Source organism: Neisseria mucosa, assembly GCF_013267835.1.
GTDB lineage: Bacteria > Pseudomonadota > Gammaproteobacteria > Burkholderiales > Neisseriaceae > Neisseria.
Genome location: NZ_CP053939.1, coordinates 1,367,805 through 1,386,858, shown reverse-complemented (window position 1 = coordinate 1,386,858; position 19,054 = coordinate 1,367,805). Strand labels below are relative to the sequence as shown.

Sequence of the window (19,054 nt, the reverse complement as noted above, 5' to 3'; positions counted from 1 at the left end):
AGGAACTTTGTTGAGAAAGTACGGCGGTGAAATATTCAGGCCGTCTGAAATATCCAGACGAACTGCGCGGTTGTGTCAGGGGAAAGTATAACGCAAAGCAAGTGTTAAGGGACGGTTTAGAATATTGGAATCAAAAGAAATGTTGATACAAATAAAGAAATAAAAGAGATAGAAGTAGTCGAAAGTAGTAGAAAAGTGTTTTTGAAACAGGGGTTTGAATTTTTAATAATAATCCTATCAGAAAAACAATTTAGATTAATTTTAGCTAAAATTTACATTTGATTGAATAAATGGAGGCCGTCTGAAAAATGAGGGTTGAATAGGGTGTTTTAGGCCTTATTGATTGTTTTGATGGATAAATCGGGTGTAAAAACAAAAACAGGTAGGCGAAAATGCCTACCTGCTTTATTTTATGCTTCCGGCCGCAGCCACATCCACACGGCCACGCAGCTGCAACAGATTGACGATATGACACCGATCCACCAGCGTTCCGGAAACCGCCAAAACATCAACAGGCAAGAAAAGGTCATCATGCCGATAGCGAAGAATTTTGCCTTGCGCGGCACGGCGCCGTTGTTTTCCCAATTTTGTATGATGGGGCCGAAATAGCGGTGATGATAGAGCCAATTGTGAAAGCGCGGCGAAGCCTGTGCCCAGCAAGTAGCGGTCAATAAAATGAAAGGCGTAGTCGGCAGAAATGGCAGGAAAATGCCGATAACGCCCAAGATAAGCGACAATGCGCCGCAAAAAATCAATAGATGACGAATCATCTTCCATCACCAATTAGTTGTTTTCAGACGGCTTGTGATGCGGAAATGGACAACGCGGAATGTCCAACTTATCCCAGCCCTCATGCCCCATTTTTTCCAGCAGCGCGATATTGCGGTCAAAAATTGCCGAGGCATCGGGAAACGCTTCAGCCGCTTTGGCGATACTGTCTTCACGAATCAGGTGTAAAGTCGGGTAGGGCGAGCGGTTGGTGTAGTTGCTGATGTCGTCGGCTTCTGTGCCTTCAAATTGAAAATCAGGATGGAACGGCGCAATTTGGACAATGCCTTCCAATTCGTTTTCTACAACCGCATCATCGGCGATTTCCAACATTTGGTTGAAGGTTTCAAAATCAGGGAACAGCGTCGGATGAACCAGCAAAGTGGTTTCCAATTCCGAAGCGGGCGTATTGCCCAGAAGCTGCAATTCACGATCCAAGTCTTCAAGGAAACCGTCCAAATGACGGGCTTCGCTGACAACGATGCGAACCAGGTTTTTAACGTGCGGCGCTTTGGCAAACGGGCAGAGATTCAGCCCGATAACGGCTTTTTCCAGCCATTGTTTGGTATGTTCTGAAACAGTATCGATATCGAGATGGGCGGTGTCAGTCATGGTAAAAGCTTATGTGAATTATTCTTAAAAAGTATACAAGTGTATGGATGTGAACGCAAACCATAGAAATTTAAAAGGCCGTCTGAACAACAGACGGCCTTTATCAGTTTCAAATCATTAATCCTGAACCAAATGAACCAAAGGCAGAGCGGTCGTGTTTTTAATTTCTTTCAACACAAAACTCGATTGCGCATCTTGCACGCCGTGGTGTGAAAGCAGCGTGTCCAAAACAAAATGGGAAAACGCGTTCATATCGGTAAAAAAGGCATGGAGCAGATAGTCGGTTTCACCCGTTAAAGCAAAGCAGCTCAATACTTCCGGCCAAGCGCGGACAGATTCGGAAAAATCCTCACGCGCATCTTTTGCCTTGCTAATTGAAACACGGATAAAAGCCTGCAAACCCAGGCCCAAAGAGACAGGGGAAAGCTGGGCCGCGTATTTTTGAATAATGCCCGCATCTTCAAGCTGCTTGAGACGGCGCAGGCAGGGAGAAGGGGAGAGTGCCACCTTTTCAGAAAGCTCTACATTGCTCAATCGCCCATTTTCCTGCAAAACCTGCAGAATCTTTAAATCTGTTTTATCTAAATTCAGATGAGGCATGATGTTTCTCCCAATGTAGGCAATGTATGTTTTAAAAATGAAAAATGCTTAAAAATAAAGACTTGTATGGTTAAATTATATATTGAGTTCAGATGGGCGACAAATTGTCTTATCAGGAGTGTTGCGAATTTGTTTTATGTAGTAGTGAAAAGACGAGGGCCGTCTGAACCAATCAGGTTAAAACTTTCTTGTCGGATGCGGATTAAATATAAAGAGGCCGTCTGAAAATGGATTTCAGACGGCATTTATTCTCGTAATGTGATGATTCAGGCTCTTAAGGACCTTGTTTTGGAGAGTTTTGTTCTTTTGGTTTGTTCGCTTTCCGCGTTTGTATTTGGCTTTGTTTGGGGTGTTTTCTTTGCAATGTATTTGTGTGTTTTTCTTAGGGTATATGCTTGGTTCTTATCCGTGTGAGTTATCTCGGCACATGGCGGGAATCATCATCGGATCCAGTGTTCCGCCGCATTGCCAGTTAAACAACCAAGTCGAGTCATTGTTAATTCGATAAGGGGTCAGGGTCAGGACTTTTCCTTTGTTTTGCCCTTTATCGAAAGGAATGCTGATTTTGCCTGTATCTGCTTCTACCGTTACGCCACCGTTTTGGATGTATGTGCCGCCGATGCGTTGAGCGGTAACGCCGATTGTGCCTTGTTTGCTGACATCCTCTGCATTGGGCAGGCGGTTATTTACTGCTGAAGCGATGCTGATTTCGGTTTTCAGGTCATCGGCAAGGTACAGTGCTTCGGAGGCTTGCGCCCTACCGATATAGTTTTGGTAAGTGGGTATGGCGACAACAACCAGAATACCGAGGATGGCAATAACTATCATCAGCTCAATCAGGGTAAAACCTTTTTGGGCTTGAAGTGGGGTATTCATTTGAGTGTATCGTTTTCAAGTTTTTTATTTTTATAAAGCAAATCCCATAACCGCGTTATGGGATTTGCTTATATTTTAGACTGCAATACCAATATTAGCGGCAGTTGGCAGGAACATGTTTAGGTTCGCCACCAGAAAATTTACATGTCCAAGTAATTGGAGACTCTGGGTCTTTTTGAGCGGGAGTTAATGTAAACTTAGGATCTTTGCTTTTTGCTGGATCGTCGCTTTTTGCTACACCAGTATTTCTCGTTTCTACTGTAATTTTGCCACCATCCGCAATAGTAATAGTTTTTACATATTCACTGCCGTTTTCAGGGAATGAGTAACCTGTATTACCTTTGTCAGTGCCATTGATACCTTTAACTGAGTCCAAACCATTTAATGCAGTAGCAGTTTCTGCTACAGCCAGTTTTGCTGGTTCAGCCAAGCTCAGACCTTCAGATACTTTGGCGCGGATGGTGTAGTCTTGGTACGCAGGCAGAGCGATTACGGCCAGGATGCCCAAGATGGCGATGACGATCATCAATTCGATCAGGGTAAAACCTTTTTGGATTGTTTTCATTGATTAAAACTCCAGTTTGAAAGTGTGAATAATTATGTTTAAGTAAAAAGTCCGTAATGTGCTTGGCACTATGTATTATGAGTAAACCATAAAGTAAGAAGGAATATACAGCTTCCGTCGGGCTTGCTGCTTTGAGGCTTGGGCCTTATCGGACGTGTTGTTACTAGCAGTCTGTGTGCCAAGTGCGCAAAACTGGTTAAAAATTTTATTTTTTATTTTTTGTTTATTGTTTTTATTGGGTTTATTTTTTAATTTTTAAGTTTTATGAGGTTTTGTTTGAAAGTTTCAGGATTTTAGGGAAATAGGGCGGTTGACGTTTTTTGTCAGTTTTGTGTTTTTTGTGACAGGGGATGTGTGCGAGTTTGGGTGTGTGACGTTTTTTGTCAGAATTTAGTTTAATTTAATAATATGTTAATTGGTTTGGATGGGCGGTGATTTTTTGGATTAATCGGTGAGTTTAATATTTTTTGATTTTATTATTTTGTTTTTTATAGATTTTATTTTGCATACGTATTTTGTTTGAATATAAATGGGGAAAAGATTTGGCAGGAAGGATTTTTAAAGAGGGTTTGGTGTAATAGGTGAATGAAAATTTGTTATTAGAATTATATTCATATGGGTTATGATTTTAGAATGTAGTTTTATGTCATAGTAAAGGTCTGATTTTGAATTTTAAGGCTTTGGATTTCTTGAGTGTTTGAGAAGGGTATATTTAGGATGTTTATATATTTGGATGTGATTAGGGTGAGCAAAAAATGCTCACCCTATGTTTTTAAGATGTTCAGACGGCCTTTATGGGGTCAAGACTTCGATCAATGCTTGTTTTAGGGTGTTTTGGGTTTGCGGGTCTTGTAGGGATGGGCTGTAGGTGATGAAGCTGTCCTCAATGCGCTGATCCAAGGTGGTGATTTTGGCGTAGCGCAGGCTGATGTTGTGTGCGAAGAAGGTCTCGGCAATGTCGGCGAGAAGGTGGGGGCGGTTGACGGCGGTGATGTCTATGGTGTGCCAGCCGGGATAATCTTCTTCGGGGGTGATGATTACGGTAGGAGGGATGGGGATGTGGCGGATGCGGCGGCTGATGTGTGGGCGGCCGCTTTGTTTTTGGACGGTGGTGTTGCCGTGGATGAAGCTGTTGAGTTCGGCTTCGAGTGCGCTTTGGCGGTCGGGATATTCTTCGGGTGGGAGATTGTCGGGAAGTTGGAGGATAAAGGTGTCAAGGATGTAGTCGTGTTCGGTAATGAAGGCGCGGGCGGCTTGGATGTCGAAGCGGTGGCTGCTGAAGATGCGGCAGAGGCGTGCGAAAAGACGATCGCCATTGGGCATGAACACCATGACTTGAAGGCTGTTGCTTTGGGGAAGGATACGGCTACGGACGGCCGGACTTTGGGTGTCGTAGGCGAGGTTTGCGGTGTGCCAGAGGATTTCCCGTGTTTGATGGCGGACGTAGTATGCGCTGCCGAGGATGCGGCGGAGTTTTTGTTGGTTTTTGAGGGGAACGGCCGCGCGCGTGAGCTGATCGGTCGAGGCTTGTTCGCGTCGGTTGGGGAGGCGTTCGGGATCGTGGTGTTTGCTGTTTAAAACGGCGGCGGTGCTGTGGTAGAGGGTTTGGAGCAGGCTGGCGCGCCATGTGTTCCAAAGTTTGGGGTTGGTGCCGCGGATGTCGGCAATGGTAAGCAGGTAGAGTGCGTCGAGGTATTCGCGTGTGGGAATACGGCGGCAAAAGGCTTGGAGGACATGGGGATCTTGGATGTCTTCTTTTTGGGCAACGGTGGACATGAGCAGGTGGTTTTCAACCAGCCATGCGAGGAGGTGGCTTTCTTCTTCGGTGTAGTAGTGGTCGGCGGCGAATTGTTGGGCGTCTTTGATGCCTTCTTTGGCGTGATCGCCGCCGCGGCCTTTGGCAATGTCGTGCAGCAGGGCGGCGGTGTAGAGGATGTGCGGTCGTGGGTAGGCCTGCATGATGGCGCTGGCCTCGGGCATTTCGTGGCTGTGGGTTTCGATGGCGAGACGGCGCATATTGCGGACGACGGTCAGGATATGGTCGTCTACGGGGTAAATATGAAAGAGGTCGTGTTGGAGCAGGCCGGTGATTTTTTCCCATGCGGGGAGATAGCGGCCCAGTACGCCGTAGAGGTTGAGAAAACGGAGGGTTTGGGTAAGGCCGGTGCCGTGTTTGAAGAATTGGATGAAGCGGCGGCGGTTTTCTGGATTTTGGGTGAAACGGGCGTTGATTTTTCGTGTGGCCGCCCACCATGCGCGCAGGGTTTGCGGCTCGATGGTGGTGATGTTTTGCTCCTGCATGGTTTGGATGATGGTGAAGATGTGTTCGGGGTTTTGCTCGAACAGGGCAAGGTCGTTGGTGGCGATTTGGTGGCCGATGCGTTTGTAGTGGCTGTCGATGGGGTGAATGTGCTGGAGGCGGCCGGGGGTTTGATGGTTTTTTAGAATCGGAATGAGGATGCCGTTGAGTTGTTTGATGGCTTTGGTGGCGCGGTAGAAGGTGTGCATCAGGGCTTCGCTTCTGCCGCGGATGTCGGGTTGGGTATAGCCTAAGCTTTCGGCGACTTGGGACTGGTAGTCGAAAAGCAGCCTGTCTTCGGGACGGTCGGCGGTAAGGTGGAGGTGAATGCGGATGTTGGCGAGGCGGCGGTAGCCGTGGGCCAGCATGCCGGCTTCGGCGCGGGTGAGGAAGCCGGCGGTAACGAGGGCGGTGGGGTTACTGTCTATGCCTTGTGCTTTGGCTGTCCAAATCAGGGTATGGATATCGCGCAGGCCGCCGGGGCAGGTTTTGATGTTGGGTTCGAGTTGTGCGCCTGTGCCTTGGGATTTGGTGTGGCGTTGCTCCATTTCGAGGAGTTTGGCTTCGATGAAGGCGGCTGTGTCGCGGCGTGTGTTGAGTTTGTTTAGAAGTTGGGCGGTAAGGTTGGGATTGCCTTGGAGATGGCGTGCTTCAAGAAAGGCGGTTTCGCCGGTAATGTCGTTTTGGGTGCTTTGGAGGATTTCTTCTATGCTGCCGCTTTTGATGGCGGGATTGAGGCGTGCGTCCCAAAGGGTTTGGATAAATTGGGCGGTTTGCTGTTGCAGGCCGTCTGAAAATGGTGTGGTGGAAATAATCGCTAAATCCCAGTCAGAATGAGGATAGAGTTCGCAACGCCCAAAGCCGCCGATGGCAATGAGGCTGATGTCGTCGCTGTCGGGAAAGTGGATTTGCCAGAGGGTTTGCAGCATGGTTTCGGCAGCGGCGATATGGTCGCGGAAGTAAACGGTAGGGCGGTTGTTTTGGCGGTAGGCGGTTTCTGCTGCGGCTTTTTGCTGCCGGTAGGTTTGGATGGCTTGTTGGGCGGCGGTCATGATGGTGTCTGGTTGTGAATTAGGCTTGGGTATCGGCAGGCTCGGTCATTTGGCGGAGCATTTCTTGCGGTGGAAGGAGAAGTTTGTAAGGGGCAATTTTGAGTGCGGATGCGATTTTTTCGATGTTGGAAAGGGCGATGTTCCAGCGTTTGCGCTCGACGGCGGAGACGTAGGTGCGGTCGAGTCCGCATTGGCGTGCGAGTTCTTCTTGCGACCAGCCGTGGTTGACGCGGTAGAGGCGCATATTGTAGGCGATAACGGCGCGGAGGTCTTGCGGATCGGGCAGGCTGGGAGGGGGAGTGAGTTTGTTGACCATGGTGTTTTGGGTTTGTGGTTTGAACGATAAGGAGATTTTATACTATTTTTGCTAGGGGAAAGGAAAGGCCGTCTGAAAGTTTCAGACGGCCTTCAAGAGGGTAGGTATAAAAAAAGGGGGTGGCACTCAGCCACACCCAAACACACACACATCAAGAGGAAAGAAAAATCATTTAATAAGAGAGCTGGCTCTTATCGAGGAAACTGGAGGATTCGGGCATGACCCTGAATCATTGGAAGGCATTATAAATGAAAATAGGATTGGGGTATTGACACAGGTCAATTCTATTTTAATTTAGAAAATATATCTTCAAGATAGTGGAAATAAATTAAAAATAAGCTAAGGCAATCAGGCCGTCTGAATAATCGGTTTCAGACGGCCTGATGGCCTTAAGGGCTACTAGTTACTATATAAATTAGGTATTAAGCCAAACCTTTATCTTTGGCTTCTTGCAGGCGGGCTTCAAAGTTGCTGAGATTGACGCCAGCCTGTTCGGCTGCGGCAACTACTTCGGCTACGGATGCGCCGTGTTGCACTTGATGATAACCCCAAAGCAGGGAGCAACGGGTGCCGGTACGGCAGAAGGCAAGAATAGGAGTTGGAGATTGTTGCAACAGATTTTGGAAGGCTGCAACATCGGCTGCATTGATTTGAGGCGCGACAACGGGCTGGTGTGAGAATTGGTTGATGCCGGTCTCTTTAAACCAGTTTTGTACTTCGGCAAAAGCCGGTTGGTTTTCTTCTTCGCCGTCCGGGCGGTTGCAGATGACGGTTTGGATGCCGAGACGTACGGCTTCTTGGACATCAGCTTCGGTTAGTTGGGGGGCGATATAGAGGGAGTCGGTCAGTTTACGGATGGGCATCGTTTTTCCTTTCTTTATATTAAATGGATATGTTGATTTCAGACGGCCTAGGAAGTGGCAGGCCGTTTGAAGTTTTATTTAATGATTGTACAACCAGTTTTCGAGTTTTTGGCGATCGGTAATGTGCAGCAGGGCGGTATTGGCTTCTGCTGCTTGGACTGTGATGCTGGTCTCGCGCAATAAGCCTTGGCGGAAGAAATGGATGGTGGTGCGTGTGCCGATAGGCAGTTTGCTCCACTGTGCTGCAAGGTCGTTGCAGGCGTAGCCGCCTAAGGCGATGATTTTGTCTTGCGGGCAGAGTCCGGCATTTTCTGCGCTGCCGCCATTGAATACATGAGTCAGGACGGCATGGTCGCTGTTTTGTTTAAAACGTGCACCCAAATCGTTGGCTGGAGCAACCGATTGGGGTTCGCTTGCAAATGCTCCTCCGTGTTGGCGGGGTAGGGGGATAAAGTCGAGTTTGACACCTACGCTTTGCAGGCATTCTGCGAGCGGAAGGTCTTCGGTGCTGTATAAGGCCGTCTGAAAGAAGGTTTCTAAATTTAAACCGGTCATTTCTTGGCAACGGGATTGCCAGTGTTTTTCGGGTATGCCTTGATGAGTATTGCACCAGTCGCGATAGTGTTGCTGCATTACGTTGTCGAGGGTGTATTTGCCTTGGCTTTTTTCACGGATGATGAGGTCGAGGCAAAGTGCGGCCAGTGCGCCTTTTTGATAATAGCTGACGATGGCGTTGGGGCTGTTTTCGTCTTGTTTGTAGAACTTGTCCCATGCGCTGAAACTGGATTGGGCAAGTGTTTGTTTCAGACGGCCTTGTGTCTGCTGGACGCGTGTTATGCCTTGTGCAAGCAGGGTGAGGTAGGCTTCGGGGCTGATGGTTTGGCTTCGGGCTAGAAAGAGGTCGTCGTAGTAGGAGGTAATGCCTTCAAATGCCCAAAGTTGTTCGGTGTAGTTTTCTTGGTCGAGGTTGTAGGGTGCGAAGACGGCCGGTTTGATGGATTTGACGTTCCATGCGTGGAAGTATTCATGGGAAAAGAGGCCGAGCAATTCGGTATAGGCTTTGTCGGCTTCACCCATATCGTAAGATGGCAGACTGTGGCGGTCGGCGAGTAGGGCGGTGCTGCTGATGTGTTCCAGTCCGCCGTAGAGGTTGTCGCCTAGATGCAGTAGGAAAAGGTATTCGGAAAACGGGGCAGGGGAGGGGAACATCGCCAACTCGGTTTCGCAGATTTTTTGAATATCGGCGAGGAAACGGGCGCGGTCAAAATCGGGATAGATGCCGCTTAATGCAATACGGTGGGGAATGCCTTGTGCTTCAAATTCGAGAAACTCGATGATGCCTGTTTCAACCGGGTGGTCGATAAGCTCGGCGTATGAGGCCGTCTGAAAAGTGGTCGCCGAGGTTTGGGGCAGGGTGGTGGCTATCTGCCATGTGTGCGGCAGGGTGGAAAATTCGATTTGATGTGGCCGGTGTTCTTGTCCGTGGACTTTTAAGAATAGACACGCGCCGTCGAAAAAGCCGCGCTCGGTGCTGAGGAACGAGCCGCGAACGGATAAGTCGAATGCGTAAACAGTGTAGTAAATTTCCCACGCTCCACTGAGGGCAGGGGTTTGCCAATGGTTTTTGCTGGTTTGTGTCAGCGGTTGGGCTTTGCCGTTGCAGCGCGCGCTGATGTGTGTGATGTGGCGGGCAAAGTCACGGATGAGGTAGCTGCCGGGAACCCAGTTGGGTAAGCTGATTTCTGTTTCTGAATCATTGGTTTGAGTGAATGATAAGGTGATGTGCCATTCATGAGACAGAAAGTTGGGAGTAATTTTGTAATTAATCATAGCTATTGGTTAATTTGCTAAAGTTTATTAAGAAGAAGGGGTTTTAAAGGGTAGGCTTAATCTATATCAATAAAACTGTATGAAAAAGGGGGCTTGAAAAAATACCCTGTCCGATTTAATGCGTATATTTTAATAATTTATTGATTATAAAAGAAATGAATTTATGTCTTGCTAAATATTTTATGCAATTTGGAATGTAATTTTGCTTGGCATGTTGTGGTGTCTATGTTAAATTTAGAAAAATTTGAGCCTTGGCCGTATTGCGCTTTTCGTAAATGCAGGGGTTGGGGTGAGATAAAAATTTTTTATACCCATAATTTATGGAGACTTCCATGGACACACAAACTTATAACTACAAAGTGGTGCGCCAGTTCGCCATCATGACTGTAGTTTGGGGTATTGTGGGCATGTTGGTCGGCGTTATCGTCGCTGCCCAGCTTTTTGCTCCTGCCCTCGATTTATCCAATATCGGACCTTGGTTCCACTTCGGCCGCCTGCGTCCTCTGCACACCAATGCGGTTATTTTTGCATTCGGCGGTTGCGGTTTGATCGGTACATCATACTACGTTGTTCAACGTACATGTAATACCCGTCTGTTTGGCGGTTGGCTGCCTGCATTTACCTTCTGGGGTTGGCAGGCCGTTATCGTGGCTGCGGCCATCAGCTTGCCTATGGGTTACACCCAAGGTAAAGAATACGCCGAGTTGGAATGGCCTATCGACATTTTGATTACGCTGGTGTGGGTTGCCTACGCCATCGTATTCTTCGGTACGATTGCCAAACGTAAAATCAAACATATTTACGTTGCCAACTGGTTCTACGGCGGCTTTATCTTGGCCGTTGCGCTGTTGCACATCGTCAATAATATCAGCATCCCTGCCGGTTTGATGAAATCTTACCCGGTTTACGCAGGTGCGATTGATGCGATGGTTCAATGGTGGTACGGCCACAATGCGGTGGGCTTTTTCCTGACAGCCGGCTTCTTGGGTATGATGTACTATTTCGTCCCTAAACAAGCAGGCCGTCCGATTTACTCTTACCGCTTGTCCGTCGTCCACTTCTGGGCTTTGATTTTCACTTATATGTGGGCTGGTTCTCACCACTTGCACTACACTGCATTGCCTGACTGGACTCAATCTTTGGGTATGGTATTGTCTTTGATCCTGTTTGCGCCTTCTTGGGGCGGTATGATCAACGGTATCATGACTCTGTCCGGCGCATGGGACAAACTGCGTACCGACCCGATTTTGAAATTCTTGATCGTTTCTCTGTCTTTCTACGGTATGTCTACCTTCGAAGGCCCGATGATGTCTATCAAAACCGTTAACGCTCTGAGCCACTACACCGACTGGACTGTTGCACACGTTCACGCCGGCGCATTGGGCTGGGTGGGCTTTGTAACCATCGGTTCCGTTTACTATATGATTCCCCGCTTGTTCGGCAAAAATGAAATGTACAGCACCAAATTGGTTGAGGCGCATTTCTGGATCGCGACCATCGGCGTGGTTCTGTATATCGCTGCAATGTGGATTGCCGGCGTAATGCAAGGTCTGATGTGGGGTTCTTTGAATGACGACGGCACGCTGACTTATTCCTTCGTTGAATCCGTAAAACGTACCATGCCTTACTACATGATTCGTTTCACCGGCGGTCTTCTGTACCTGAGCGGTATGTGCATCATGGCATATAACGTTTACCGTACTGCTATCAGTGGTAAAGCAGTTGATGCTGAGATTCCTGCGGTTTCTCAAACTCAACACCACTAATGACAAGAAAGATAGGCTACCAAAATGAAATTACAACAATTAGCTGAAGAAAAAGTCGGTGTACTGATTGTATTCACCCTGCTTGTAGTCAGCGTCGGCCTTCTGATCGAGGCTGTTCCGCTGTTCTTCACCAAGGCAGTTACCGAACCTGCACCCGGCGTGAAACCATATAACGCCCTGCAAGTGGCCGGTCGCGATATTTATGTGCGCGAAGGCTGCTACAACTGCCACTCTCAAATGATTCGTCCATTCCGTGCAGAAACTGAACGTTACGGTCATTACTCTGTTGCCGGTGAGTCTGTTTATGACCATCCGTTCCAATGGGGTTCTAAACGTACCGGTCCGGATTTGGCTCGTGTCGGCGGCCGTTATTCCGATGAATGGCACCGCATTCACCTGCTGAACCCGCGCGACGTTGTGCCGGAGTCCAATATGCCTGCATTCCCATGGCTCGCACGCAATAAAGTCGATGCCGAGGCAACTGTGGCGCATATGAAAGCCCTGCGTAAAGTGGGTACACCTTACAGCGATGAAGAAATTGCCAAAGCACCTGAAATGCTGGCCAACAAATCAGAGCTGGACGCTGTTATCGCCTACCTGCAAGGCTTGGGCTTGGCATTGAAAAACGTAAGGTAACATCATGGACGCTAACTGGGCTCGCTCGCTCTTTACTGTTTGGGTATTTATCAGCTTTATTTTAGTCCTCTATATTGTGTTCAATAGACGCAATAAGAAAAACTATGACGATGCTGCCAGCAGTATTTTCGATAATGACGAACAAAGGCCGTCTGAAAAGGACGATCAAGCTCAGTCAGTCCGTGATCACGGAGCAAAATAATGAACACAACATCCCAATTTACCAGTAGTTTCTGGAGTATATATATTGCCGTTATCGTCGTGCTCAGCTTCATCGGCCTGGCTTGGCTTCTGCTTTCGCAAAACGTTGTGAAACGCCCTAAAAAAGGCGAAGAAGTAAAAACCACAGGTCATGAGTGGGACGGCATTTCGGAGTACAACAACCCTCTGCCACGTTGGTGGTTTTGGCTTTATGTCTGCACATGGCTGTTTGGCGTCGGCTACCTGATTATGTATCCAGGTATCGGCGATTACAAAGGCCTGTGGGGCTGGAGCAGCCATGGTCAATATGAAGAAGAAGTTGCCAAAGCCAATCAGCAATACGGTAAAGCGTATGCTAAATTTTCCAATATGCCGATTGAGAAAGTGGCTAAAGATCCTGAAGCCCGTGCTATTGCGCAAAACCTTTTCAATACCTACTGTATCCAATGTCACGGCTCAGATGCCAAAGGCTCCAAAGGCTTCCCGAATTTGACCGACGACGATTGGTTGTGGGGCGGCGAACCTGAAAAAATTCAGGAAACCATTGAAAAAGGCCGTACGGCAACAATGAAGGCTTGGGGTCCTGAATTAGGCGAAGAGCGAGTAAAAGATGTGGCACACTATGTCATGTCCTTATCCAAATCCAAAGACCAATACGATGAAGAACGTGCCGCACGTGGTAAAGTCTTGTTTAACGGTCCCCCGGCAAGATGTTTTACCTGTCACGGCGACAAAGGTCAAGGTATCCAAGGCGTTGCTCCGAACCTGACCGACAACGTATGGTTGTGGGGCGGTACTCAAAAATCGATTATCGAAACCATTACCAACGGCCGACACAGTCAAATGCCGGCTTGGGGTCACTTCCTCGACAAAGACAAGCTGCACATCATGACTGCCTATGTTTGGGGTTTGTCCAACAAAGACGGTAAAAAAGCTCCTGCTAAAAAAGCCGAGCCTGCTCCGGCAGCTCAACCTGCCGATGCTTCTGCTCCGGCGGCCGCTTCGGCTCCTGCTGCCGATAAAGCTGCTTCAGATGCCAAAGCTGCTCCGGCTGCTGAAGCCAAACCTGCTGAAAAAGCAGAAGCGGCTCCGGTTAAGGTAGATGGCAAAGCTGTTTTTGAAGCCAACTGTAAAACATGTCATGGCGGTATGATTCCGGGTGCACCTGTTGTCGGTAAAAAAGACGACTGGGCTCCTCGAATCAAGCAAGGTAAAGACACTTTGCACAAACACGCGCTTGAAGGTTTTAATTCAATGCCTGCCAAAGGCGGCAACAGCAGCTTGAGTGACGATGAGGTTAAAGCGGCTGTAGACTTTATGGCAAATGAGTCCGGTGCAAAATTCTAATTTTGAGTTGGATTGAAAAAAGCGTACCTAACAAGGTACGCTTTTTTATATTTGATAAAACCAATAAGAAAAAACATATCAAAAAGAGGCAAAATATATAAGGCCGTCTGAAACATTCAGACTCAACCAAAATTAATCAATCCAAAGTGGACGTACTGCGTTTCAGGAACCATTCGCTGAAAGGCCACTCGACGCTGTCGAGTAAGTTTTTAGTAATTAACCCTAGTTCCGTATCGCCTTCAATTTGCAATTTACGGTTGAAAAATAAGGTGTCGGGATCTTCCTCGCGCATCATCATGCGCATGAAGTCTATGCCGTTGGCGGCCAATCTCAGATCGGGAGTGCCGCTGAAGTTGTCATCCAGAAATTTTTCCGTATCGGCACTAAACCGCACTTTGATACCGGCATCCAAAACTTCAATTTCAAATTTCCTTCCGGCAAAAAGTTCCATATCGGCAGGCAGTAAACCTTTTTTCAGCATGGTATTCAATACGGAGACCAAAACAAAGCGCGGAGGTTTGCCGGGAAGTTTGGTACCGATTTTCGCCATCCATTTGGGTAATATGATTTCAGGCAGCGCCATAATATGCCTCCTTCACGGTTTCAATACCGGGCTGACCGCGCCAATAGCCGTCAACCAGTGTTCCGGTAGTCAGTCGTTCCAATTCGGGGCGGACATCTTCCCATGTGGCTTTTCCGTCCAATACATCGCGGTGAATTTGGATAATTTCAGCCATGCCGTGCATTTGTGGCGACAGTCTGAGCATATTCACGCCGATTTTATTCAAATCTTCATGGTGGGGCAGTAGGTTTTGGCAGCCGTAAGACATGGTTTGGATGCCGTTGATGGTGAGAAACGGCTGGCCTTCTCGCGTATTCATGGCCATACCGTGCTCGTGGTCGAGACAGCGGAACTCGCAACTGTCTTTATTCAGATTGTAATGGCGGGCGGTAAAGCAACGTGATGAATAGGCGAGTGGCATTTTACCCCAAGCAAAGAGTTCGGTTTCAATGCCGTCTGAAGCCTTGATGATTTCGGCAACCTTATCGCGGCTCAGCTCGGACGGTGCAATCCAGCGGAATGCCCCTAATTTTCGGAATACGTCCAAAGTGGTTTCGTTGTAGATATTCAGGCTTGCACCGGCAACAAACGGGATGCTGTGTTCGCGTGCCAATTTGACCGCACCCATGTCGTTGGCTTCAACTTTAAACTTTCCCTGCTCCGTGATTTTACGCAGGCGTTTCAGATCGGATTCGCTTTCGAGCAGGACTTGTGAGGAAAGAATAATCTCCTTACCGCTTTCTGCCAGGTCTTCAGCCAGTCCGAACCAGTCGGCAAAGCGCATTTTCTGACGGCGTGAGCAGACTACCTCACCCAAATAGACCGTATCCAACGGCGTATCCAGCATGGAAACGTAAAATTCCAGCAGGGCTTCTTTTTGCCAGAAAAATAAAATAGGGCCCAACGACAATTTCAATGAATTCATTTTCTTCCCCTTATTTCCATGGGCGGTTGTATGCGCCCAAAGTTGTCTGATGACCTTCCGAAACTTTGCTCAAGGCATTGTTCCAGGACGGATTGACTTTGAAATGCGACGGGTCGGCTGCGGCTGCATCCAGTGCTTGGCGCAGGGATTTGGTTACTTGTGCCGTATACATCGGACTGCGTTGGCGTCCCTCGATTTTGATGGCGGACACACCGATTTTGATGAGTTCGGGCAACATTTCCAAAACATTCAGGCTGGTCGGTTCTTCCAAAGCATAGTAGGTTTCATCATTGACTTCAAAGCGGCCTTTGCACAAGGTTGGATAACCTGCCGGTTCATTGGGTTTGTATTGGTCTATTAATACTTGGTTTAGACGTACGTTCATGCGGTCGGGCAGTTGTTCCCAGCGGACGGATTTTGCCGGAGAGCAGACACCTTGCATATTGGGCGATTCGCCTGTTGCATAGCTCGACAAGATGCAACGGCCTTCTACCATCACACACAAACTGCCGAAGCCAAAGACTTCAATTTCCACATCAGTATTGTCAATCACATGTTTGACCTGATCGATGGTCAGTACGCGCGGCAAAACGGCACGACGGATGCCGAACAGCTCCTTCATCATATTGATGGCTTCGTAATTGGTAGCCGAACCTTGTACTGACATATGCAGGCGTAAATTCGGATGTTTGTCTGCCGCATACGCCATGATGGCGGGGTCGGCAACAATAATCGCATCGGCACCCAAATCCGCCGCCGTATCCACAGCGGCGTGCCAACGCTCCACTTGACCCGCTTGTGCAAATGTATTGATGGCCATCAGTACATTGCGCCCGCGCGCATGGGCGTAAGCTACACCTTCCCGCGCCGATTTCATATCGAAATTCAGTCCCGGAAAGTTTCGTGCATTGGTCGCATCTTTCAAACCCATGTAAACCGTGTCCGCACCGTTGTCCACAGCGGTTTTCAGTGCAGGCAGGTTGCCGGCGGGGCAGACCAATTCTGGAATTTTCTGCATTTTGTGTTCCTCGTCTTGATGATAACCTCTATCGGGTTAATCAATATTTTGTAGAATTCCGGATATTTTATGGATTAATGACACAAGATATGCTGATTTAAATCAAATTGAAAAATTCAGGTTGACGTAGGCATATTGTTTACAAAATCTTAACAGACGTTGTTTTTTATATATTTCATGTGCTTAAAAATTTTGATGACGGATTTTGTTTCAAAATCGGCTTATGTTTTTAACTATCGTATTTATTAATTTTTACAATAATAGCGATGGAAAAATGAAAAAAGGCCGTCTGAAAATCTGGTTTCAGACGGCCTTTTGCTTTAAAGGGATGTATTTAAGAGAAACCCAAACGCTTATCGGGTCGGGTAAACACAAAAATAAACAGCGAGGTTAACGCGCCCAAAGTATCGGCAAGCATGTCTTTTTGCGCGTCCCAAATATCGCCTTGAGAACCCAAGAACTCCAGTCCGGCCTCTCCGCCGTCGATAACGGCATATTGCCATTCGATGATTTCATAGGCGGCAGCCACGCTCATGATGAAGAACAGGGAGAAAAACAGAGCCAGCGGCAGATTACACAGCTTGCGGCGCAGCAGCCATTCAGCCATCGGGTAGGCATAAAAGCCGATGATGTAGTGGGCAATACGGTCGTAATGATTGCGGTTTTCGCCCAAAATCGGTTCGACAAAGCGGTTGATGGATTCAAACGGCACATCGGCAAAAGTATAGTATGCGCCGATGGAATGCATAATCAGCCAGAAGCTCATGAATAAGTAGGCCAAGTTGCTGAAGCGGAAAATGCGGTAAGTGGCAACCAGAAGGAAAAATGCGGAGGCTACGGGGATGATTTCGGCGTACCAAACCGCGCGGTCATGGGGATTGATACCTGACCAAACAATGAGGGCGAAGATAAGCGTAGCAAGAAAAATGGGAAAGATTGGAGAGGGTTTATTCATATTGTGTATATGTAATAACAAGAGTTGCGTATTGTATAACGAATCGGCGGATTGGCGGTTTCGGATATTAGAGGCCGTCTGAAAAATAGTTTTCAGACGGCCTGAAGTTTAGCCGTTCCAGAAATAGCGGGTGATGTGGAAAAACACGGGTGCGGCAAAGCAAATCGAATCCACGCGGTCAAGCATGCCGCCGTGGCCGCGTATCATATTGCCCCAGTCTTTGACACCATAATCGCGTTTGATGGCAGACATAACCAGGCCACCAAAGAAGCCCATCAGGCAGACGATAAAGCCGATAACGGCCGCTTGGCCGTGGGAGAACGGCGTGATCGGCGCCATCAACGCGGCAATGGCCGTGGCCGACAAAATACCGCCGACTGTACCGGAAATGGTTTTGGACGGGGAAAGCGAGGGCATGATTTTTGCACCGCCGATCAGTTTGCCCCAAACGTATTGCAACACATCCGATACTTGCACCACGCCAATCAGAAAAATCAGCAACAGGATATTGTTGCCGTTGTCAAAGCCGTCCAAGTCGAGAAACATCAGCGCCGGAACATGGGACAGGCAGAAGATGCAAATCATCGCCATCCATTGTGTTTTGGCGGCGCGTTCCAAAAAGTGCGCGGTTTGGCCGCTGAGGCTGGCAATAATCGGCAGTATCAAAAAGCCGTAAACCGGAATAAAAATGCTGAACATGCCGTACCAGCCGTCATAGACGAAATAGTATTGCACCGGCAGCAGCAGGTAAAAGCAGACCACCATGCTGTAATAGTCGCTGCGGCGGCGATAGACGAGGGTCATGAATTCGCGCAGTGCGGCAAATGAAATCAGGAAAAACAGTACAACCGTTCCGATTTTGCCGAACCAAAACGCACCCAGCAACACCAGCGTCATCAGCCACCATGCGTAAATGCGGGCGTTGAGGTTGGCGATGGTGGCATTATCTGCGCCGTTTTTGCGCTTGAGCCATTGTCCGATGATGCTGGCGAAACACAATACGGCAAATACGCCGACAAAAATATAGCCGGCTTGCGGAGTCAGATGAGCGGCGGTTTGTTCGACGATGATTTGTTGGGAAGTCGTAGAAAGGCTCATGCTTGTCCTCCTTTGTTTTGCTGAACTTCAGATTCATTTTGGCGAAGCTCGCTGCGGTCGTTTTCAGACGGCCTGAGTGCCAGCAATGCCTCACGGCTGCGTGTCAAAAAGCTGTCTTTGTCTTCGTTTTCCTGCAAGGTAAGCGGTTGTCCGATATGGACTTCACACAAAAGCGGGATAGGCAGGATTTTGCCTTTGGGCAACACGCGGCTGATGTTGTCTATCCAAATCGGCACAAATTCGGTATTGGGTTTGCTTTTCGCCAGGTGATAAATGCCGGACTTGAACGGCAGCAGGATGGTGTTGTCGTCAGTGTTACGCGTGCCTTCAGGAAAAATAATCAAGGAGTCGCCCGCGTTCAGCGCGTCTTTCATCTGTTCGGTAATCGCCTGCGGATTATCGCTATGGCGCGGAATCAGCAAGGCATTGAAAACGTTTTGAATGATGAAGCGTTTGAGTTTGCTCGTCAGCCAATAATCCGAACCGGCGACAGGGCGCGTGGACAAACGCCAGCGGCGGGGCAGGGAAATCCACACCAACACAAAATCGCCATGGCTGCCGTGATTGGCGTAATAAACTTTTTGGTGCTGATTGAATGTCAGCTCGCGCGGACTTTTAGGACGTACGCCCGTAAGAAAAGAGACCGACAGACACAAGGCTTGGTCGGTTAGCCAGGCAAGTTGTTTTTTAAGGAGGTTTTTCATTGTTTCTGCCTTTTGGGGTGAGATACCGCTAAGGATTCGATTTGAGTAAATCAGCAAAATA

The 19,054-nt window shown here is 48.2% G+C and carries 19 protein-coding genes; 4 read left to right on the top strand and 15 right to left on the bottom strand.

Features of this window, described 5'->3' with window-relative positions; genetic code table 11:
• Nucleotides 1-410: 410 nt before the first annotated feature.
• From FOC66_RS06510 to FOC66_RS06470, 9 genes are all read right to left on the bottom strand, one after another.
• A complete protein-coding gene (locus FOC66_RS06510; protein WP_003748795.1) occupies nucleotides 411-770 on the bottom strand; it encodes a YbaN family protein in 360 nt (119 codons plus the stop codon).
• Between the two features lie 13 nt (nucleotides 771-783).
• The gene (locus FOC66_RS06505) at nucleotides 784-1,380 is read right to left on the bottom strand and encodes a DUF1415 domain-containing protein (protein WP_003748792.1); all 597 of its coding nucleotides are present in this window, start codon (nucleotides 1,378-1,380) and stop codon (nucleotides 784-786) included.
• Between the two features lie 117 nt (nucleotides 1,381-1,497).
• Entirely contained in the window at nucleotides 1,498-1,980 is a 483-nt protein-coding gene (locus FOC66_RS06500) for an Lrp/AsnC family transcriptional regulator (protein WP_003684427.1), read from the bottom strand.
• A gap of 402 nt (nucleotides 1,981-2,382) precedes the next feature.
• Nucleotides 2,383-2,856, bottom strand: coding sequence for a pilin (locus tag FOC66_RS10815; RefSeq protein ID WP_003748790.1), 474 nt, complete (start codon nucleotides 2,854-2,856; stop codon nucleotides 2,383-2,385).
• Nucleotides 2,857-2,950: 94 nt separating this feature from the next.
• On the bottom strand, nucleotides 2,951-3,421 hold the full coding sequence (locus FOC66_RS06490) for a pilin (protein ID WP_003748788.1): 471 nt from the start codon (nucleotides 3,419-3,421) through the stop codon (nucleotides 2,951-2,953).
• 792 nt (nucleotides 3,422-4,213) lie between these two features.
• Nucleotides 4,214-6,772, bottom strand: a complete 2,559-nt coding sequence (gene glnD / locus FOC66_RS06485) for a [protein-PII] uridylyltransferase (RefSeq protein WP_003748787.1) — start codon at nucleotides 6,770-6,772, stop codon at nucleotides 4,214-4,216.
• A gap of 19 nt (nucleotides 6,773-6,791) precedes the next feature.
• A complete protein-coding gene (locus tag FOC66_RS06480; RefSeq protein WP_003680870.1) occupies nucleotides 6,792-7,088 on the bottom strand; it encodes a helix-turn-helix domain-containing protein in 297 nt (98 codons plus the stop codon).
• A gap of 422 nt (nucleotides 7,089-7,510) precedes the next feature.
• Nucleotides 7,511-7,951 (bottom strand): TIGR01244 family sulfur transferase, encoded by a 441-nt coding sequence (locus FOC66_RS06475; protein ID WP_003748784.1) that lies wholly within the window; start codon nucleotides 7,949-7,951, stop codon nucleotides 7,511-7,513.
• A gap of 78 nt (nucleotides 7,952-8,029) precedes the next feature.
• Nucleotides 8,030-9,781, bottom strand: a complete 1,752-nt coding sequence (locus FOC66_RS06470) for a M61 family metallopeptidase (RefSeq protein WP_003748783.1) — start codon at nucleotides 9,779-9,781, stop codon at nucleotides 8,030-8,032.
• Between the two features lie 332 nt (nucleotides 9,782-10,113).
• Here FOC66_RS06470 and ccoN point away from each other — a divergent pair, with 332 nt between their 5' ends.
• The 4 genes from ccoN to ccoP are packed head-to-tail and all read left to right on the top strand — an operon-like array spanning nucleotide 10,114 to nucleotide 13,731.
• Nucleotides 10,114-11,547: a cytochrome-c oxidase, cbb3-type subunit I gene (gene ccoN / locus FOC66_RS06465; RefSeq protein WP_003748780.1), complete on the top strand. Its 1,434-nt coding sequence runs from the start codon at nucleotides 10,114-10,116 to the stop codon at nucleotides 11,545-11,547.
• Between the two features lie 24 nt (nucleotides 11,548-11,571).
• On the top strand, nucleotides 11,572-12,183 hold the full coding sequence (gene ccoO, locus FOC66_RS06460) for a cytochrome-c oxidase, cbb3-type subunit II (protein WP_003748778.1): 612 nt from the start codon (nucleotides 11,572-11,574) through the stop codon (nucleotides 12,181-12,183).
• A gap of 4 nt (nucleotides 12,184-12,187) precedes the next feature.
• Nucleotides 12,188-12,385, top strand: coding sequence for a cbb3-type cytochrome oxidase subunit 3 (locus tag FOC66_RS06455; protein ID WP_003748776.1), 198 nt, complete (start codon nucleotides 12,188-12,190; stop codon nucleotides 12,383-12,385).
• Nucleotides 12,385-13,731 (top strand): cytochrome-c oxidase, cbb3-type subunit III, encoded by a 1,347-nt coding sequence (gene ccoP, locus FOC66_RS06450; protein WP_003748773.1) that lies wholly within the window; start codon nucleotides 12,385-12,387, stop codon nucleotides 13,729-13,731. The genes FOC66_RS06455 and ccoP overlap by 1 nt, the downstream gene beginning before the upstream one ends.
• Nucleotides 13,732-13,867: 136 nt before the next feature.
• Here the strand turns inward: ccoP and ubiT are convergent, their stop codons facing one another.
• The 6 genes from ubiT to FOC66_RS06420 form a co-directional block, all read right to left on the bottom strand.
• The gene (gene ubiT / locus FOC66_RS06445; protein WP_003748771.1) at nucleotides 13,868-14,314 is read right to left on the bottom strand and encodes a ubiquinone anaerobic biosynthesis accessory factor UbiT; all 447 of its coding nucleotides are present in this window, start codon (nucleotides 14,312-14,314) and stop codon (nucleotides 13,868-13,870) included.
• Complete coding sequence (locus FOC66_RS06440; protein ID WP_003748768.1) at nucleotides 14,301-15,218, bottom strand: U32 family peptidase; 918 nt, start codon at nucleotides 15,216-15,218, stop codon at nucleotides 14,301-14,303. The genes ubiT and FOC66_RS06440 overlap by 14 nt, the downstream gene beginning before the upstream one ends.
• 10 nt (nucleotides 15,219-15,228) lie before the next feature.
• Nucleotides 15,229-16,236, bottom strand: a complete 1,008-nt coding sequence (ubiU, locus tag FOC66_RS06435) for a ubiquinone anaerobic biosynthesis protein UbiU (RefSeq protein WP_003748766.1) — start codon at nucleotides 16,234-16,236, stop codon at nucleotides 15,229-15,231.
• Nucleotides 16,237-16,570: 334 nt separating this feature from the next.
• On the bottom strand, nucleotides 16,571-17,191 hold the full coding sequence (locus FOC66_RS06430) for a DUF2238 domain-containing protein (protein WP_003748765.1): 621 nt from the start codon (nucleotides 17,189-17,191) through the stop codon (nucleotides 16,571-16,573).
• A gap of 108 nt (nucleotides 17,192-17,299) precedes the next feature.
• Nucleotides 17,300-18,289 (bottom strand): phosphatidate cytidylyltransferase, encoded by a 990-nt coding sequence (locus tag FOC66_RS06425; RefSeq protein WP_003748763.1) that lies wholly within the window; start codon nucleotides 18,287-18,289, stop codon nucleotides 17,300-17,302.
• Nucleotides 18,286-18,993 (bottom strand): lysophospholipid acyltransferase family protein, encoded by a 708-nt coding sequence (locus FOC66_RS06420; protein WP_003748762.1) that lies wholly within the window; start codon nucleotides 18,991-18,993, stop codon nucleotides 18,286-18,288. Before FOC66_RS06420 ends, FOC66_RS06425 begins: the two co-directional genes overlap by 4 nt.
• Nucleotides 18,994-19,054: the final 61 nt, after the last annotated feature.

Excerpts from the sequence above, each read along its gene's own strand:
- FOC66_RS06430 (WP_003748765.1), bottom strand. The coding sequence starts at position 17,191 with ATGAATAAACCCTCTCCAATCTTTCCCATTTTTCTTGCTACGCTTATC.
- FOC66_RS06505 (WP_003748792.1), bottom strand. The coding sequence starts at position 1,380 with ATGACTGACACCGCCCATCTCGATATCGATACTGTTTCAGAACATACC.
- FOC66_RS10815 (WP_003748790.1), bottom strand. The coding sequence starts at position 2,856 with ATGAATACCCCACTTCAAGCCCAAAAAGGTTTTACCCTGATTGAGCTG.
- ubiT (WP_003748771.1), bottom strand. The coding sequence starts at position 14,314 with ATGGCGCTGCCTGAAATCATATTACCCAAATGGATGGCGAAAATCGGT.
- ubiU (WP_003748766.1), bottom strand. The coding sequence starts at position 16,236 with ATGCAGAAAATTCCAGAATTGGTCTGCCCCGCCGGCAACCTGCCTGCA.
- ccoP (WP_003748773.1), top strand. The coding sequence starts at position 12,385 with ATGAACACAACATCCCAATTTACCAGTAGTTTCTGGAGTATATATATT.
- FOC66_RS06480 (WP_003680870.1), bottom strand. The coding sequence starts at position 7,088 with ATGGTCAACAAACTCACTCCCCCTCCCAGCCTGCCCGATCCGCAAGAC.
- ccoN (WP_003748780.1), top strand. The coding sequence starts at position 10,114 with ATGGACACACAAACTTATAACTACAAAGTGGTGCGCCAGTTCGCCATC.
- FOC66_RS06440 (WP_003748768.1), bottom strand. The coding sequence starts at position 15,218 with ATGAATTCATTGAAATTGTCGTTGGGCCCTATTTTATTTTTCTGGCAA.
- glnD (WP_003748787.1), bottom strand. The coding sequence starts at position 6,772 with ATGACCGCCGCCCAACAAGCCATCCAAACCTACCGGCAGCAAAAAGCC.
- FOC66_RS06475 (WP_003748784.1), bottom strand. The coding sequence starts at position 7,951 with ATGCCCATCCGTAAACTGACCGACTCCCTCTATATCGCCCCCCAACTA.
- FOC66_RS06420 (WP_003748762.1), bottom strand. The coding sequence starts at position 18,993 with ATGAAAAACCTCCTTAAAAAACAACTTGCCTGGCTAACCGACCAAGCC.
- FOC66_RS06455 (WP_003748776.1), top strand. The coding sequence starts at position 12,188 with ATGGACGCTAACTGGGCTCGCTCGCTCTTTACTGTTTGGGTATTTATC.
- ccoO (WP_003748778.1), top strand. The coding sequence starts at position 11,572 with ATGAAATTACAACAATTAGCTGAAGAAAAAGTCGGTGTACTGATTGTA.
- FOC66_RS06425 (WP_003748763.1), bottom strand. The coding sequence starts at position 18,289 with ATGAGCCTTTCTACGACTTCCCAACAAATCATCGTCGAACAAACCGCC.
- FOC66_RS06490 (WP_003748788.1), bottom strand. The coding sequence starts at position 3,421 with ATGAAAACAATCCAAAAAGGTTTTACCCTGATCGAATTGATGATCGTC.
- FOC66_RS06500 (WP_003684427.1), bottom strand. The coding sequence starts at position 1,980 with ATGCCTCATCTGAATTTAGATAAAACAGATTTAAAGATTCTGCAGGTT.
- FOC66_RS06510 (WP_003748795.1), bottom strand. The coding sequence starts at position 770 with ATGATTCGTCATCTATTGATTTTTTGCGGCGCATTGTCGCTTATCTTG.
- FOC66_RS06470 (WP_003748783.1), bottom strand. The coding sequence starts at position 9,781 with ATGATTAATTACAAAATTACTCCCAACTTTCTGTCTCATGAATGGCAC.